The organism is Flavobacterium algoriphilum (assembly GCF_048158655.1).
In the GTDB taxonomy this organism is placed as follows: domain Bacteria; phylum Bacteroidota; class Bacteroidia; order Flavobacteriales; family Flavobacteriaceae; genus Flavobacterium; species Flavobacterium algoriphilum.
On sequence record NZ_JBLNKY010000004.1, the window covers coordinates 228,902 to 245,299 of the forward strand.

Below are 16,398 nucleotides of genomic sequence, written 5' to 3' on the forward strand. Positions count from 1 at the left end.
TTGACCTTTAGTAATAGAAAAAGGTATAAGGTCAATAAATTATTAAAAATTTAACGTAAGAGATAGTGTAACAGGGCAAACGCATGAGTTTTTTATTAATACCCAATAATTTTTCAAGATAACTGTTACTCTAGCCAGCTTTAAGGTGTTTTCCTTTAATTCCTAATTTTGAAGAATTGTCATTCTCTAAAAAATTTAGTGCTATTTTAGTAATTAACAAAAAAGTTATGGGTTCTATTTTCAATTATTTTTCTGCTCATATTTTCCATAGTTTCGGAGTGGCTAATATCTTTTGTAAATCTGAATTCATCTTCAATTTCTTCAAGCAGTTTTGGTTGATTCCCTTTTACAGCTAAACATAATCCGCTTTTTTCTCAATGATTTTATCTGTAATATCAGTCTGATACCCCATAATATCAAAGGTTAAGATGCCATTTTCAATTTCAAGCAGCTCTATTAATATTTTACCTGTCATAAAACACCTATATTATTGATTAAAAATTGTTTAATAAAACAATTTTAAGTTTATTTAACAAGTTATTTCTTTCTTAAATTAATAATTTTTTAAAATAAAACTGATGCGTTTCTCTGGATAGTGTAAAGCTATCTTTTTTGTTTGATTCAAAAAAGGTATCTTTGCACCGTCAATATTAAACTCCTATTTAAAATTAGAGACCTAATTAAAGACCTCTTCATTTTAAACACACATAAAAGCTTTATTTTAAGAACTATTATACCATGAATTACTTATCTGTCGAAAATATCTCGAAATCTTTTGGAGAAAGAACGCTTTTTGAAAACATTTCTTTTGGAATCAATAAAGACCAAAAAATTGCCTTCATAGCCAAAAACGGCTCTGGAAAAACTACCATTATGAGTATTATTAATGGTTTAGAAGAGTCTGATACAGGACAAGTAGTTTTGAGAAAAGGCATAAAAATGGCTTTCCTTTCGCAAAATAACAATTTGCAAGACGAATTGACCATCGAAGAAAGCATTTTTGCTTCGGATAATGAGACTTTGAAAGTGATTGAGGCGTATGAAAAAGCATTAGAAAATCCTGAAGACGAAGAAGCGTACCAAAAAGCTTTTGACGGAATGGATCAGCACAATGCGTGGGATTTTGAAACGCAGTATAAGCAAATTTTGTTCAAACTGAAGTTGGAAGATTTCAAACTGAAAGTGAAAAATCTTTCTGGTGGACAGAAAAAAAGGTTGTCACTGGCTATCATTTTGATCAATCGTCCTGATTTATTAATTCTGGATGAACCTACTAATCACTTGGATTTAGAGATGATTGAATGGTTGGAAAGTTATTTTGCTAAAGAAAACATTACGTTGTTTATGGTGACGCACGACCGCTTCTTTTTAGAGCGTGTTTGTAACGAAATCATAGAATTAGACAACGGAAAATTATACCAATACAAAGGAAATTACTCTTATTATTTAGAGAAAAAAGAGGAACGCATCGCATCAGAGAATTCGAGTGTGGATAAAGCGCAGAATCTTTTTGTAAAAGAATTGGAATGGATGCGCCGTCAGCCAAAAGCGAGAACGACAAAATCGAAATCGCGTCAGGATGATTTTTATGACATCAAGGAAAAAGCGCAAAGTCGCCGTCGTGAAAATAAAGTAGAGCTGGAAATTAACATGGAACGCATGGGAAGCAAGATTATCGAGCTTCACAAAATCTCCAAGAAATTCAAAGATCATGTGATTTTGAATAATTTCAGTTTTGATTTTCAACGTGGGGAACGCATTGGAATCATTGGAAAAAACGGAACCGGAAAATCTACTTTCTTGAATCTTTTGACAGGAAACATTCCGCTTGATGGTGGAAAAGTGGTTGTTGGCGAGACTATAAAAATAGGATATTATACCCAAAGCGGGATTAACCCAAAACCGGGTCAGCGTGTTATTGATGTGATTAAGGAATACGGAGAATTTATTCCGTTGATGAAAGGCAAATTGATTTCGGCTTCACAATTATTGGAGCGTTTCTTGTTTGATTCTAAAAAGCAATACGATTTTGTCGATCGATTGAGCGGTGGTGAATTGAAACGTTTGTACTTGTGTACGGTTTTGATTCAGAATCCAAACTTCTTGATTCTGGATGAGCCAACCAATGATTTGGATATTGTAACGCTGAATGTTTTGGAAAGCTTCCTTTTGGATTATCCGGGTTGCTTAGTTGTGGTTTCTCACGACAGGTATTTCATGGATAAAATTGTGGATCACTTATTCATTTTTAGAGGTGATGGTGTGGTGGAAGATTTCCCTGGAAACTATTCTGATTTCAGAGCCTATGAAGACAGTGCTGATGTTGCTCAAAAAGAGGAAAACAAAGCCGATAAGAAAGACTGGAAACAAAACAATCCAACCGGGAACCTAACCTTCAACGAGCAAAAAGAATTCCAAAAAACGGAACGAGAAATCAAGGATTTAGAGATTCAGAAAATAACTATTGAACAATTATTCTCAGACGGAAAAATTGCTGAAGGCGATATTGAAAAGAAAGCCAACGAATTGAAAAACATCATCAATAAAATTGAAGAAAAAGAAGAAAGATGGTTTGAGCTGAGTGCGAAGATAGAAGGATAGAGTGTTCAGTTACAGTTTTAAACAATAAACTTTACAAATAGCAATTGAAATAAAAACCACAACAAAATCTAATTCTGTTGTGGTTTTCATTTTATAAACTCGTGGCCTTTGTAATGGTTTACGCCAAAAATAAGGTCTTCTTATGATAATTATATAAAATCGAATCGTAAAGGGTTACTTTAGGCGCTACTATTTCGGAAGAAGCATCAAACTTGATACCGTTGTATTTGCGGAACAAGTAAACCTCTTTCAAACAATTAGACAAACTCTTATGGATTAATGTCTTAAAAGTCGGCAATTTTTTGTCTCCTACCAATAAATCAATTTGGTAATTCGAACTCGTTTTCGATATATTATTTCCGATGATTCTTACAGTAAATTTTGTCGGAATTCCGTTTTGTTCCCCTTGATACTCTATTACCATAGTATTTTAAAATTAAAATGTGGTTAAATTAGCTAATGCTCAACTTTTATATTTATTGAATTCTATATTAAAGATACTAATATAAAGAAAACTGCAGAATAACAGCCCCTAAATTAATAATTATAACAAACCTAATTAATAAAACGGTTTTGAACCTAATATAAAACTCTAAAAATTTCATAAACTTTATGGCTTTTACCAAGGAATAGGATTGTAATCTTTCAAAAACTTCCCGCACCAGTGTTTTCCTGTATTAATACCGTCAAACAAAGGATCCATAACCCGTGCGGCACCATCAACAATATCCAATGGCGGTTGGAAGTCTTCTTCTTCCTGTTTTCTTTTGGCTAATTCGGCAGGATCCTCATCGGTTACCCAACCGGTATCTACTGCATTCATAAAAATTCCGTCTTTTGCCAAAGTCCCTGAGGAAGTATGGGTCAACATATTTAATGCGGCTTTGGCCATATTGGTATGCGGATGGCGGTCTTCCTTGAAAAAACGATGAAACTTTCCTTCCATTGCCGAAACGTTGATGATGTGCTTTTGTCCCGTGTTGTCTTTCTTCATAACTTCGGAAAGTCGGTTACACAATACAAAAGGCGCTACTGAATTCACCAACTGCACTTCGATCATTTCAGTCGTTTCAATTTGTCCCAATCGCAAACGCCAACTGTTGGTTTTTCTTAAATCTACTTGTTGCAGATCGGCATCAAGTTGCCCTTCCGGAAAAACTTCATTTGCCACCAGTGCATTATCAAACGAATACGGAATCTGGGATAATTTGGCGGAAGCCCGCAACCCAATTCCAGGTTCTGGTCCATGCCAGGTTACCGGCATATTTTGATTGGAAGAAACTCCTGCTGTCAATACTTTTAATTCATCCAGACAATTGGTATGATCCAGCAATAACTCTTGTGCTTGTTTTGGCAAAGAAGCGATAGAAAGGGCTTCATTTTCCATTAAATGGGTGTAGAATCCTGCGGGACGTCTTACTGTTTGCGCCGCATTATTAATCAAGATATCCAATCGTTCGTATTTTTGCTCTATGAAATTGCAAAAAATTTCCACACTGGGAATGTGTCGCAAATCCAATCCATGAATTTTCAAGCGATGTCCCCATTCCATAAAATCATCTTCCTTAGAAAACCGCAAGGCCGAATCCACCGGAAAACGAGTCGTAGCAATAACAGTCGCTCCACCACGCAGCAACATCAACGTAATGTGATACCCTATTTTTAAGCGAGAACCCGTAATGACAGCGACTTGACCTTTTACGTCTGCGGTTTGAAAACGTTTGGCATAATTAAAATCACCACAATCGATACACATCGTATCATAAAAGTGGTGCATTTTAGTAAACTCGGTTTTACATACATAACAATTTCTGGGAGTTTCCAGTTCAAATTGTGCTTTAAGAGCGAGATGGTTTATAGCCAACAACTTTGGCGCCACAAAAACACTCGCTTCACGGGCATGACGGATTCCGGTTTCTTTACGGGCGGTTCTGTCCCGCTTTTCCATTTTCCGTTTGATTACCAGTTTCCCGTCCTTTTTTCTACGGGAAAGTTCGTCACGATCGGGTCTGGAAAATATTCCTGCCGCTTTGATTAAGGCTGTTCGTTGTTCTTTCGGGATATCAAATATTTGATCTGTATCAGTATTTAATTGTGCCAAAATAGTGATGCATCGGTCAATTTCTTCCGAGCTTATGGCAGTCTTATTTTCTATTGCTGTTGTTATCATTATATAAAATCGGCATTTTTATTAGCAAAAATACCAAGGGTGCAAATATAGACTTAAAGTTTTAAAGTTACATAGTTCAGAATTTAGCGCGTCACTTCTTCTCTGTTGCTAATTTGTATCCTGCAACTTCTCTCTTAGCTTCTTTTTCGTATCTTCGCCACTACTTTGCAAATGTCTCTATGTTATTCCAAATAAAATCGTATTTACAATTCCTTTGGCACTCAAAAAATGAGCATGCGGTACATTCACCGTTCGTATTTAGTTTATTGACGAAATGTTTTTATGACAAAAAACTAAAACCAGAATATGCTATTTTAAAAAAGTATAGAAACTCCCTTTTAGAAAACAGCAATACCATTGAAGTAACTGATTTTGGTGCAGGTTCGAAAGTTTTCAAATCGAATAAAAGAGCAATCTTTATGATTGCAAAAACAGCCGGAATTTCTCCGAAGCGCGCCCAATTATTATTTAGAATTACGAAATATTTACGACCAGAATCTATTTTAGAAATTGGCACGTCATTAGGTTTGGCTTCTTCTGCCCTTTTTTTAGGTAATTCAAAAGCAAAAATTACAACATTAGAAGGTTGTCCGGAAACTGCAAAAATTGCCCAAAATCAATTCAGAGAATTTAGTTTAACCGATATAAATTCCGTTATAATAGAATTTAACAGTTATTTGACTCAAAAACTCAAAACCCAAAGCCTAATTTATTTCGACGGTAATCATCAAAAACAGGCTACTTTAGAATATTTCGAATTATTACTTCCTACGATTACTAATGAAACCGTGTGGATTTTTGACGACATTCATTGGTCACCAGAAATGGAAGAAACTTGGGGAATCATAAAAAAACATCCAAAAGTTACTGTTACAATTGACACTTTTCAATGGGGATTAGTATTTTTTAGAAGAGAACAGCCCAAAGAGCACTTTATAATTCGCATTTAATGCAAAAAAAATAACAGCCATTGCTGGCTGTCATTTCTAACCTTGAATCAGTAAGTCTGTTATTCTTTTGCTCTTTTCATTTCTCCTGATTTTGCTCCCATTCTATTCACTTTCAACATTGGAGCAAATTTGAATTTTAAAGCCGCAATTTTTCTGTTATCTTCAGACGAAAGTCCTTCTTTTTCAACAGTATTTTTTCTGCTGTCCAATGCTTCGTACATTAATTTAATTTCATCCCAGTCTTCACGTGTGTAACTGTCTTTATTATCTTCAGTAGTATGGATAAATTGTTGGTAAACACTATGTATATTCGCTGCATTTACCCAGCTAAAATTCATGTCATCCCCAATTTTTCCTTGACCAAATAAAGCATTTCTTAATTGTTGTTTTGAGCTAATTGTTACATCAGTAGTTGGTTGCTCTGGTGCTTTTAAAGCTTCATATTTGGTTTTTAAAGCTTCATATTTGGCTCTACTTGCATCAAGACGCTCTTGCGCTTTTGCATTATCTTTCATGTTTGCTATCGCAGCTTCAGCTTCTCCGCTTTTCAATTCATAAGTAGCTTCAATTCCCTGCCAGTTTCCTTTCGCGTCTTCTGCAGCAACATTACCTACTGAATCTACGTACATAACATAGCTATCAACTGTTTTCTCTGCTTGTTCCGCTTTTTCATCTTTACAAGAGGTAAATCCCAAAGCGATTAACGCTACACCTAATAATAACTTTTTACTTTCCATAATTTCTTGATTTGATTAAACATTATTTAAACAAAGCTAAGCAATATTGATAATTAATCACCCTAAATACAAAAATATTATAAATTACCCATATAATTATGAAATAAAAAGAAATAAGGTGTGAATTATATAAATTATTAAAAAAATAGTATAAAACAATAAAGAGCGATTTTATTTATTAAAAAATCGTGTTTTAAGAGAAATATAAAAAAACAAAAAAAGTGCTCGTTTATAAATCATTCCGTTATTCCAAATTGACCAGAAAACTTGTAACAAATTTTAAAAAACAACTACTTATTAATAATTCAAAAGTCTTTTGTACTTTTAAAATCAAAAATCGTTAATTAGCAATCAAAAATTCCAATGGCAAACCCCTTAATCAAAATAACCAATATCAAACGAGATTTTGTACTCGGGAATGAAATCGTTTACGTCCTAAAAGGCATTGATTTACAAATAAATAAAGGGGAATACGTGGCATTAATGGGGCCTTCAGGATCCGGAAAATCTACTTTAATGAATTTATTAGGTTGTTTGGACACACCCACTTCCGGGAGTTATATTTTGAACGGAAAAGATGTCAGCCAAATGAAAGATGATGAATTAGCTGAAATTCGCAATAAGGAAATAGGATTTGTTTTCCAGACTTTCAATCTTTTGCCAAGAACAACCGCCCTAGATAATGTGGCTTTACCCATGATTTACGCCGGTTATTCTAAATCCGAAAGAAATGTCCGGGCTACTGAAGTTTTGGAACAAGTAAATCTTGCCGACAGAATGGACCACCAACCCAACCAACTTTCGGGTGGACAACGCCAGCGTGTGGCTATTGCAAGGGCTTTGGTCAACAAACCATCTATCATTCTTGCCGATGAACCTACCGGAAATTTAGACAGTAAAACATCATTAGAAATCATGAAACTTTTTGGAGACATCCATGCCAATGGAAATACTGTTATTCTGGTAACGCACGAAGAGGAAATCGCGGCTTATGCACATAGAATTATTCGTTTGCGTGACGGACTTATTGAAAGCGACACTACTAAATAGTTTTTTTTTCGGGAGCTTTTTCCGGCTATACGCTATATCTCTTTCTTGCCATTCTTCCTTCGTTTGAATGTCAAGAAAGAGGATGCCGCTTTTATCCGGGCTAGGAAACCCTACTTACAATTATATTTAAAATTCCAAATAATCATAGCAAATGAAAATCGCCATACTAACCTGCGAAAAACTTCCCGATTTAAATCCCGAAGATCAAAAATTAATTCCTGTATTAGCGAAACATAATATCGAAGCCAAACCAGTTATTTGGAGTGACAAAACCATTAATTGGTCTGATTTCGACTATTTAATTTTTCGCAATACCTGGGATTATTTCGAAAAAGAAACCGAATTTAATATTTGGCTGGACCATATAGAAAAATCAGGAATAAAAACGCTTAACCCCATTGAAATAATTAAGCAAAACATTCATAAGTTTTATTTGCGTGAAATGGAAAAGCAAGGAATCACAATTCTTCCAACTGTATTTATAGATAAAACAGACAATCTCAATCTAGCAAAACGTATTCCCTCACATTGGAAAAAAGCAGTTATAAAACCTGCCTTTTCTGCGGGTTCCTATCTCACAGAAGTTTTTGAAAGATCGGATATTGAAAAGATAAACGAACAATATACAGCTATAGCTTCGCAGAAAGAGCTGCTTTTACAGGAATTCATGCCCCAAATTCAAACGTTGGGTGAAACCTCTTTTATTTTTTTTAATAAAAAATTCTCTCATGCGGTGAATAAAAAACCTGTTGATGGCGATTTTAGAGTACAGTCGTTATTTGGAGGAAAATACAATTTGGTTCAACCAAGTCTAGAGATGGTTGAGAAAGCTCAAAAAGTAGTTGACACCTTTAAGGACAACCTATTATATGCCCGTGTAGATGGAATTCTAATTGATAATGAACTTTATTTAATGGAAATTGAATGCATTGAACCCGACTTGTATTTCAATCTCAGTGAAGGTTCACTGGATAGATTTGTAACAGCAATAGTGGAATTAATACCCTAAATTTGTTCTTTTTAAAATCAAATAAACGGCAGATGAAAGTATATACAAAAACGGGAGATAAAGGAACAACAGCACTTTTTGGCGGAACCAGGGTACCAAAAGACCATGCCCGTATAGAAAGTTATGGCACTGTTGACGAACTGAATTCCCATATAGGTCTAATTCGGGATCAGGAAATGAATAGCCATTACAAAGAAATCCTTATCGAAATTCAAGATCGATTGTTTACCGTTGGTGCTATACTAGCCACGCCTCCGGAAAAAGAGGTGATGAAAAACGGGGAATTGCGTTTAAAAAAATTAGGAATCATAGAATCCGACATTGAATTGTTGGAAAATGAAATTGATACTATGGAAGAAGCATTGCCACCGATGACCCATTTTGTACTTCCCGGTGGGCATACAACCGTGTCATATTGTCATATCGCACGTTGCGTTTGTCGTAGAGCAGAGCGTTTAGCAGTCCATTTAAGCCACAATGAACCCATTGCTGAAATCGCAATCAAGTATCTGAACCGACTATCTGACTATCTTTTTGTGTTGGCACGAAAGTTGTCTCATGACTTGAACGCTGCGGAAGTGCAATGGATTCCAAGGAAATAGCTATCAGATTGAAGATAAACGATTTTTGACCCTAGCATTGAAAGTGAACTGGTTAAGCATTTCAGATTACTGAAAAGTTAAATCTATTATTTAATTGAAATGACTATAAGCGATTTAAAACCGTGAAACATCATATTTTAAAATCAAAAATCGTTAATCCGCAATCAAAAATCAGCAATCAATAAACATGTTCTTAACTTTTTATTAAAATAAATGATTTTTTACTTGTCTTTTTCAGTAAAAAATTTATTTTTGCACAAAACTAAATCGACAACAGATGTATTGGACATTAGAATTAGCATCTTATTTAAGTGATGCCCCGTGGCCTGCTAACAAAGACGAACTTATTGACTACGCTATTAGAGCAGGAGCTCCATTAGAAGTAGTAGAAAACCTTCAATCTATAGAAGATGAAGGCGAGATATATGAATCAATGGAAGAAATTTGGCCAGATTATCCTACAGACGAAGATTATCTTTGGAATGAGGATGAATATTAAAAAGTAAACCAAGAAAAAGTCTCAAAAGAGGCTTTTTTTTTGTTTAAATTTACACAATTACACAAATAGAAATAAAAACATATTATGAGTTTTATAAACAGTATCATTAAAGTCTTTGTTGGAGATAAATCTCAAAAAGATGTAAAAGCTTTACAGCCTTATCTTAACAAAATTAAAACTTTTGAAAATCCTCTAATGGCATTATCTAATGATGAACTTAGAGCGCGTACCGCATTTTTCAAAGATGAAATAAAACAAGCCCGTTCTGAAAAAGATGCGAAAATCGACGTATTGAAACAAGAAGTGGAAAGCATTGAAGACATTGATAAAAGAGAAGATATTTATATCGCTATTGATGCGCTGGAAAAAGAAGCTTATGATATTTCGGAAAAAACGTTACTGGAAATTCTTCCTGAAGCATTTGCCGTAGTAAAAGAAACGGCTAGACGATTTAAAGACAACACCCAAATCGTTGTAACTGCAACTGCAAAAGACCGCGAATTTTCAGCAACTAAAAGCTACATCACTTTAGATGGTGACAACGCAATTTGGGCTAATTCTTGGAGTGCTGCCGGTAAGGAAATTACTTGGGATATGATTCACTATGACGTACAGTTAATAGGTGGAATGGTTTTGCATGAAGGAAAAGTAGCTGAGATGCAAACGGGGGAAGGAAAAACATTGGTGGCAACCTTACCGCTGTACTTAAATGCTTTGACTGGAAACGGGGTACATTTAGTGACCGTAAATGATTACTTGGCAAAACGTGATAGTACCTGGAAAGCGCCTTTATTCGAATTTCATGGTTTATCTGTTGAATGTATTGACAACTACCAACCAAGTTCTGAAGGAAGAAAAAAAGCTTATAATGCTGACATCACTTACGGAACGAATAATGAATTTGGTTTTGACTACTTAAGAGATAACATGGCGCATACGCCAGATGAATTAGTTCAGAGAAAACACAATTATGCCATTGTCGATGAGGTTGATTCGGTTTTAATTGATGATGCGAGAACACCATTGATTATTTCAGGACCGGTTCCACAAGGAGATCGTCATGAATTCATGGAAATGAAACCAAAAATTGAAAACTTAGTTAGTTTACAACGTCAGTTGGCTAACGGTTTCTTATCTGAAGCTAAAAAATTAATCAAAGAAGGAAATACCAAAGAAGGTGGATTCATATTATTAAGGGCGTACAGAAGTTTACCTAAAAATAAAGCTTTAATTAAGTTTTTGAGTGAAGAAGGAATCAAACAATTGCTTCAAAAAACCGAAAACCAATACATGCAGGACAACAATCGCGAAATGCATAAAGTTGATGAAGCATTGTATTTTGTAATTGAAGAAAAAAACAACCAAGTTGAGTTGACTGATAATGGAATAAAATTCCTTTCAGGAGATACGGATGCTGACTTTTTCGTTCTTCCGGATATTGGAACTGAAATTGCAGCTATCGAAAAGAAAAAACTGGATAAAGATACAGAAGCAGAAGAAAAAGAAAGATTATTCCAAGATTTCGGAATTAAAAGTGAGCGCATTCACACGTTAACGCAGCTTTTGAAAGCCTATGCTTTATTTGAAAAAGATGTTGAATATGTAATCATGGACAACAAAATCATGATTGTTGATGAGCAAACCGGTCGTATCATGGATGGTCGTCGTTATTCTGATGGTTTACACCAAGCAATTGAAGCTAAAGAAAACGTAAAAATTGAGGCTGCTACACAAACATTTGCAACAGTAACGTTGCAAAACTATTTCAGAATGTACAGTAAACTTGGCGGTATGACTGGAACAGCAGTAACTGAAGCAGGAGAGTTATGGCAAATATACAAACTGGATGTAGTAGAAATTCCTACTAACAGAGGAATGGCCAGAAAAGACAAAGAAGATTTTATTTATAAAACTACTCGTGAGAAATTCAATGCTGTAATTGAGGATGTAACCCAATTATCTAATGCAGGAAGACCCGTATTAATTGGAACCACTTCGGTAGAGATTTCAGAATTATTAAGCCGAATGCTTAAAATGAGAGGTGTTGCGCACAATGTATTGAATGCAAAAATGCACAAACAAGAAGCTCAAATCGTTGAAGAAGCAGGAAAATCCGGTGTGGTAACAATTGCTACAAACATGGCTGGTCGTGGTACCGATATCAAATTATCAGCCGAAGTGAAAGCGGCGGGTGGATTAGCGATTGTTGGAACGGAACGTCACGATTCACGTCGTGTGGACCGTCAGTTGCGTGGTCGTGCCGGTCGTCAAGGTGATCCTGGAAGTTCACAGTTCTATGTTTCTCTTGAAGATAACCTGATGCGTTTGTTTGGTTCTGAAAGAGTTGCTAAAGTGATGGACAGAATGGGATTGCAGGAAGGTGAAGTGATTCAGCATTCTATGATGACAAAATCTATTGAACGTGCTCAGAAAAAAGTAGAAGAAAACAATTTTGGTGTTCGTAAACGTTTATTGGAATATGATGACGTTATGAATGCACAACGTGAAGTAGTTTATAAACGTCGTCGTCATGCTTTGTTTGGAGAGCGTTTGAAATTGGATATTGCCAACATGCTTTACGATACTTGTGAATTGATTATTGACGAAAACAAAGCGACAAATAACTTCAAAAACTTTGAATTCGAGTTAATTCGTTATTTCTCTATCACTTCTCCGGTTTCCGAAAGTGAGTTTGTGAAATTAAATGAAATGGAATTAACCGGTAAAATTTATAAAGCGACACTAGAATTTTATACCGAGAAAACAGAAAGAAGTGCCAGAGAAGCGTTCCCTATCATAAAAGATGTTTACGAAGATAAAAACAACCAGTTTGAGCGTATTGTAGTTCCATTCACTGATGGAATCAAAACCTTAAATGTGGTTACTGATTTGAAGAAAGCATACGATAGCAACGGGAATCAATTAGTTGCTGATTTCGAAAAAAATATCACTTTAACTATTGTTGATGAAGCCTGGAAAAAACACTTGCGTAAAATGGACGAGTTGAAACAATCGGTTCAACTAGCCGTTCACGAACAAAAAGACCCATTGCTTATTTACAAACTGGAAGCATTCAATTTATTTAGAGCAATGCTTGACAATGTAAATAAAGAAGTTATCTCATTTTTATTTAAAGGGGACTTACCGGCTCAAGAGAATCAACAAATTCAAGAAGCAAAAGAAGTTCGTCAGAAAGAAGACTATAAATTAAGTAAAGACGAAATTCCAAATAGCGAAAATATAAATCGTGAAGCTGGAGAAACGCAACAACGACAAGTAACAGAAACTATCGTGAGAGATATGCCAAAAATCAATCGCAATGACAACGTTACCATTCAAAACGTGGCTAACGGACAAACACAAGAAATGAAATTCAAAAAAGCCGAAAGCTTAATCGCCTCAGGGCAATGGGTTATTGTGAACTAATAACCGTTCCATTTTTCTATAAAATTAAATCCCCCAATTACGAAAGTAGTTGGGGGATTTTTTTTATCCTGAATTTATTTCAGGAGCAATTCCCGCCCTACGCTGCAAGCTATTTGGTTTCAAACCCTTTTTCTAGCCGCTGGCAGGAGCTTCCTTTGGTCGCTCTGCCACCACCATAAAAAAGTGCTTTTCATCCGGCATAGGCTTTCCGCTGCTGTCGGGGCTAGGAATTTTGTGATGAATAAGTCCGTTTACGGTTTTCCGTAATGATCCTTAAGTCAAAGAATATATCTTTGAGAATAAATTTAGTACTCATTCCTATTTATAAGATTTTTCACGATTAATTTATATATTTGAAAATAAATAAAGCCTGACGTTTATCAGACCTATCTACTAGTTACCTGCAATTTCAAAACACGATTAAACTATGAACCAAGAATTCTCTGCTGATAGACCAATTTCAAAACAGATTGAAGATAAATTTCAACGGTATGATTTTGCTAAAAGAGTAGCAACAACAATAATTGATAGGGAAAATGAAGATTGTATTGTTATAGGCTTATATGGAGCTTGGGGTGAAGGTAAAACCTCACTGTTAAATTTTATTGAATCTGAATTATTGAAAAATGAAAATATAATTTGCATTAAATTCAATCCTTGGCGTTATAGCGATGAAAATTCTTTACTTATTCAATTTTTTCAAAAACTTGCAGAAACTCTGGATTCAAAACTAAAAACAAAAAATGAACAAGTTGGTGAAATTTTAAAAAAATATGGTAAATTATTAAATATAGATATTCCATTTATTGGTAACGTTGGAGAGGCAATTACAAATACAGGAGATGTTTTAGATAATGTTGATTTAGAAACTCTTAAAAGTAGACTCGAAAAAATCCTTAAAGACACTAGTAGTAAAATAGTTATTTTCATTGATGATATTGACAGATTAGATAAATCAGAAATTCATTCTATTTTTAGGTTAGTTAAATTAACAGCTGACTTTTCAAATACAACATATATTTTATCTTTCGACGAAGAAATGGTGGCTACTGCAATTGGAGAACGTTTTGAGCAAGGAAATAAAAAATCTGGACAAAATTTTCTTGAAAAAATAATTCAAGTCCCTTTGAAAATTCCATCTGCACAACCAGAATCACTCAAGGATTTTTGTTTCGAAATAATTGATGCAACTATAAATTCTAATAAAATCCAATTAACAAATGAAGAAATACGTCGCTTCGCATATCAGTTTACAACTAATATATTAATTCGTTTGGACACTCCGAGATTAGCAGTTAGATATGGAAATACACTTTCTTTTTCAATGCCTCTTTTATACAGAGAAGTTAATATTGTTGACTTAATGTTGATTGAAGCACTCAAAATATTTTATCCTGAATATTATTCATTTATTAAATCAAATGCTGAATTATTTATTGGTTCAATAAACCAAATATTTGAAAAAGATAGCAAGGAATCTAAACAGAATTTACTTAATGATTTAGGTCAAGAATATACTTCAGGACAAAAAGCAGGCGCATTACGACTTATTAACGAACTGTTTCCAATACAAAAAGATACAACAATACATAGTTTAACTGATAGAAATATTACAGATGAATGGTTCAAAAATAAGCGGATAGTTTCTCCAAAATATTTTAATAAATATTTTAGTTACTCTGTGATGAAAGGTGAAATTTCAGATGTTGTCTTTCAAAACTTTATAGATGAACTAATATCTTTAGACTCTGATAAAGTCACACAGTTTTTAAAAACACTACTTGACCAAAGTACACCTGATAATGTAATATATAAATTAAGAAGTATTGAAGAAGATATTGATTGGGAAAAATCGAAAAAAATATCAAAAAGCATTTCAGATATTTCTGAATTTTTTCCGTCATCGCAGAAAACTTTTTTCTTGTCTTTCGGAGCTCCTAAGGGGCAAGCGGCAATTTTTGTATTTCAACTAATCAAAAAACACGACAACAAAGAAGAACAATATCAATTTGCGAGGGAATTGTTGTCAGGTTCATCAAAATTCAATTTTGCATTTGATTTATATGAATGGCTTCAAGAGGAGAATGGAACTGACCAAAAACTATTTTCTGATGAAAATTACATCGAACTTAATAAAATTCTTTTAGAAAAAGCAATCAACGAATCTACAGAAAGTTCCATTTTTGAAAAATTTCCTGAACACGCTAATGATTTATTTACATCTTGGTTTGAGCGAGACAAAAATAGTCTAGAGAAATATGTAAAAAAAATACTAGATAAAAACCCACACGCTTTATTAGATTTAATAAAAACTTATGTCCCAACAGCAACAAGTACTGCTGTTATAGGACCATACAAAACTGACTTTTCAGAAGATAATTATAAATATTTTATTTCATTATTCGACAAATTTTACATTACAAAAATTGCAAATAAACTCTTTAGTGATGAAGAACTTTCAGCAGACGAAGTAAAATGGACAAGGCGACACGAAAACAAACAAAGCGACATCAATATTGTTAGACAATTTAAATATTGGTACGAAAAAGATATAGAATAGAACCCACTCTGGTGCTCGTTTGCAACGAGTACCATTTTAATTTGGAACATCATCGTAGCGTTTGTAACGCGGTTTCTTAAACTAAAAACTATATACTTCCGCAAACTTGTCACTTACTTTGTCGAAATACTGGATTTGATTGCTTCGTTCTTCGCAATGACTCAGCTAACCGTTAAAAAACAAATTTGAGTAAACTATACTTTGTCAGTATAGGTACTACAATTCATGGAGAGACAATGCGATGGGAATATCTGTGACTATTTTTTTGTGACTTTGGATTTAAGAAATAAATAAAATGGTTATTCAATCTTCTAAAATAGAATTGGTAAAAATCATTCTCAACATTGAGAATGACAAATTCATCGAAAAAATCACAGAATTCATCCAAAGAGAAAAAGTTGATTTTTGGGATGAATTGAGTGTGCCCAAACAAGAAGAAATTGAAAAAGGGATAAAAGAGTTAAATAAAGGAAAAAGAGTTGCGTTCAATGACTTTTTGAAAAAAATCTCTTAATGAAAGTATTTTTATCAGAATTAGCTGAAAATAAGCTTTTAAAGTTGAATGATTTTCTTTTAGAGAATTGGAATTTGAAAGTTCGAAATGATTTTATTAAAAAGCTAACTTCTAAAATTGAACAAATTTCTAATCAACCTGAAAGTTGCCCGCAATCTTGCGTATTTTAAGGCTTTTTAAATGTGTTGCAACAAAACAAACCACTTTCCACTATAGAGAAACTTTGACAAAAAAGAGATTGAGATTATCACCGTTTTTGATACAAGACAAAATCTAGACC

General features: G+C 34.1%; 14 protein-coding genes. 10 read left to right on the forward strand and 4 right to left on the reverse strand.

The window, feature by feature from the left end:
- Nucleotides 1–352: 352 nt before the first annotated feature.
- Nucleotides 353–475 (reverse strand): hypothetical protein, encoded by a 123-nt coding sequence (locus ACM55G_RS09410; protein ID WP_416843653.1) that lies wholly within the window; start codon nucleotides 473–475, stop codon nucleotides 353–355.
- A gap of 263 nt (nucleotides 476–738) precedes the next feature.
- Between ACM55G_RS09410 and ACM55G_RS09415 the strand changes: the two genes are divergently transcribed.
- A complete protein-coding gene (locus ACM55G_RS09415; RefSeq protein ID WP_416843654.1) occupies nucleotides 739–2,601 on the forward strand; it encodes an ABC-F family ATP-binding cassette domain-containing protein in 1,863 nt (620 codons plus the stop codon).
- Between the two features lie 118 nt (nucleotides 2,602–2,719).
- On the opposite strand, the gene ACM55G_RS09420 is transcribed toward ACM55G_RS09415, so the two are convergent.
- Together ACM55G_RS09420 and ACM55G_RS09425 are read right to left on the reverse strand one after the other, a co-directional pair.
- Nucleotides 2,720–3,025, reverse strand: coding sequence for a hypothetical protein (locus ACM55G_RS09420; protein ID WP_416843655.1), 306 nt, complete (start codon nucleotides 3,023–3,025; stop codon nucleotides 2,720–2,722).
- 195 nt (nucleotides 3,026–3,220) lie between these two features.
- Nucleotides 3,221–4,771 (reverse strand): SDR family NAD(P)-dependent oxidoreductase, encoded by a 1,551-nt coding sequence (locus ACM55G_RS09425; RefSeq protein ID WP_416843656.1) that lies wholly within the window; start codon nucleotides 4,769–4,771, stop codon nucleotides 3,221–3,223.
- Between the two features lie 179 nt (nucleotides 4,772–4,950).
- On the opposite strand from ACM55G_RS09425, the gene ACM55G_RS09430 reads away from it, so the two are divergent.
- The gene (locus ACM55G_RS09430) at nucleotides 4,951–5,721 is read left to right on the forward strand and encodes an O-methyltransferase (protein ID WP_416843657.1); all 771 of its coding nucleotides are present in this window, start codon (nucleotides 4,951–4,953) and stop codon (nucleotides 5,719–5,721) included.
- A gap of 59 nt (nucleotides 5,722–5,780) precedes the next feature.
- Here the strand turns inward: ACM55G_RS09430 and ACM55G_RS09435 are convergent, their stop codons facing one another.
- Complete coding sequence (locus ACM55G_RS09435) at nucleotides 5,781–6,458, reverse strand: hypothetical protein (RefSeq protein WP_416843658.1); 678 nt, start codon at nucleotides 6,456–6,458, stop codon at nucleotides 5,781–5,783.
- A 363-nt stretch (nucleotides 6,459–6,821) separates the two neighbouring features.
- Here ACM55G_RS09435 and ACM55G_RS09440 point away from each other — a divergent pair, with 363 nt between their 5' ends.
- The 8 genes from ACM55G_RS09440 to ACM55G_RS09475 all read left to right on the forward strand — a co-directional run bounded on the left by ACM55G_RS09440 (nucleotide 6,822) and on the right by ACM55G_RS09475 (nucleotide 16,288).
- Nucleotides 6,822–7,508: an ABC transporter ATP-binding protein gene (locus tag ACM55G_RS09440; RefSeq protein ID WP_416843659.1), complete on the forward strand. Its 687-nt coding sequence runs from the start codon at nucleotides 6,822–6,824 to the stop codon at nucleotides 7,506–7,508.
- A 151-nt stretch (nucleotides 7,509–7,659) separates the two neighbouring features.
- Nucleotides 7,660–8,517 (forward strand): ATP-grasp domain-containing protein, encoded by an 858-nt coding sequence (locus ACM55G_RS09445; protein WP_416843660.1) that lies wholly within the window; start codon nucleotides 7,660–7,662, stop codon nucleotides 8,515–8,517.
- A gap of 32 nt (nucleotides 8,518–8,549) precedes the next feature.
- Nucleotides 8,550–9,119, forward strand: coding sequence for a cob(I)yrinic acid a,c-diamide adenosyltransferase (locus ACM55G_RS09450; protein ID WP_416843661.1), 570 nt, complete (start codon nucleotides 8,550–8,552; stop codon nucleotides 9,117–9,119).
- Between the two features lie 277 nt (nucleotides 9,120–9,396).
- Nucleotides 9,397–9,618, forward strand: a complete 222-nt coding sequence (locus ACM55G_RS09455; protein WP_007138072.1) for a DUF2795 domain-containing protein — start codon at nucleotides 9,397–9,399, stop codon at nucleotides 9,616–9,618.
- Between the two features lie 84 nt (nucleotides 9,619–9,702).
- Nucleotides 9,703–13,044: a preprotein translocase subunit SecA gene (secA, locus tag ACM55G_RS09460; protein ID WP_416843662.1), complete on the forward strand. Its 3,342-nt coding sequence runs from the start codon at nucleotides 9,703–9,705 to the stop codon at nucleotides 13,042–13,044.
- A 427-nt stretch (nucleotides 13,045–13,471) separates the two neighbouring features.
- Complete coding sequence (locus ACM55G_RS09465) at nucleotides 13,472–15,604, forward strand: KAP family P-loop NTPase fold protein (RefSeq protein WP_416843663.1); 2,133 nt, start codon at nucleotides 13,472–13,474, stop codon at nucleotides 15,602–15,604.
- A 295-nt stretch (nucleotides 15,605–15,899) separates the two neighbouring features.
- Nucleotides 15,900–16,118, forward strand: a complete 219-nt coding sequence (locus ACM55G_RS09470) for a hypothetical protein (RefSeq protein ID WP_416843664.1) — start codon at nucleotides 15,900–15,902, stop codon at nucleotides 16,116–16,118.
- A complete protein-coding gene (locus ACM55G_RS09475) occupies nucleotides 16,118–16,288 on the forward strand; it encodes a type II toxin-antitoxin system RelE/ParE family toxin (RefSeq protein ID WP_416843665.1) in 171 nt (56 codons plus the stop codon). Before ACM55G_RS09470 ends, ACM55G_RS09475 begins: the two co-directional genes overlap by 1 nt.
- The last annotated feature ends 110 nt before the right edge of the window (nucleotides 16,289–16,398 follow it).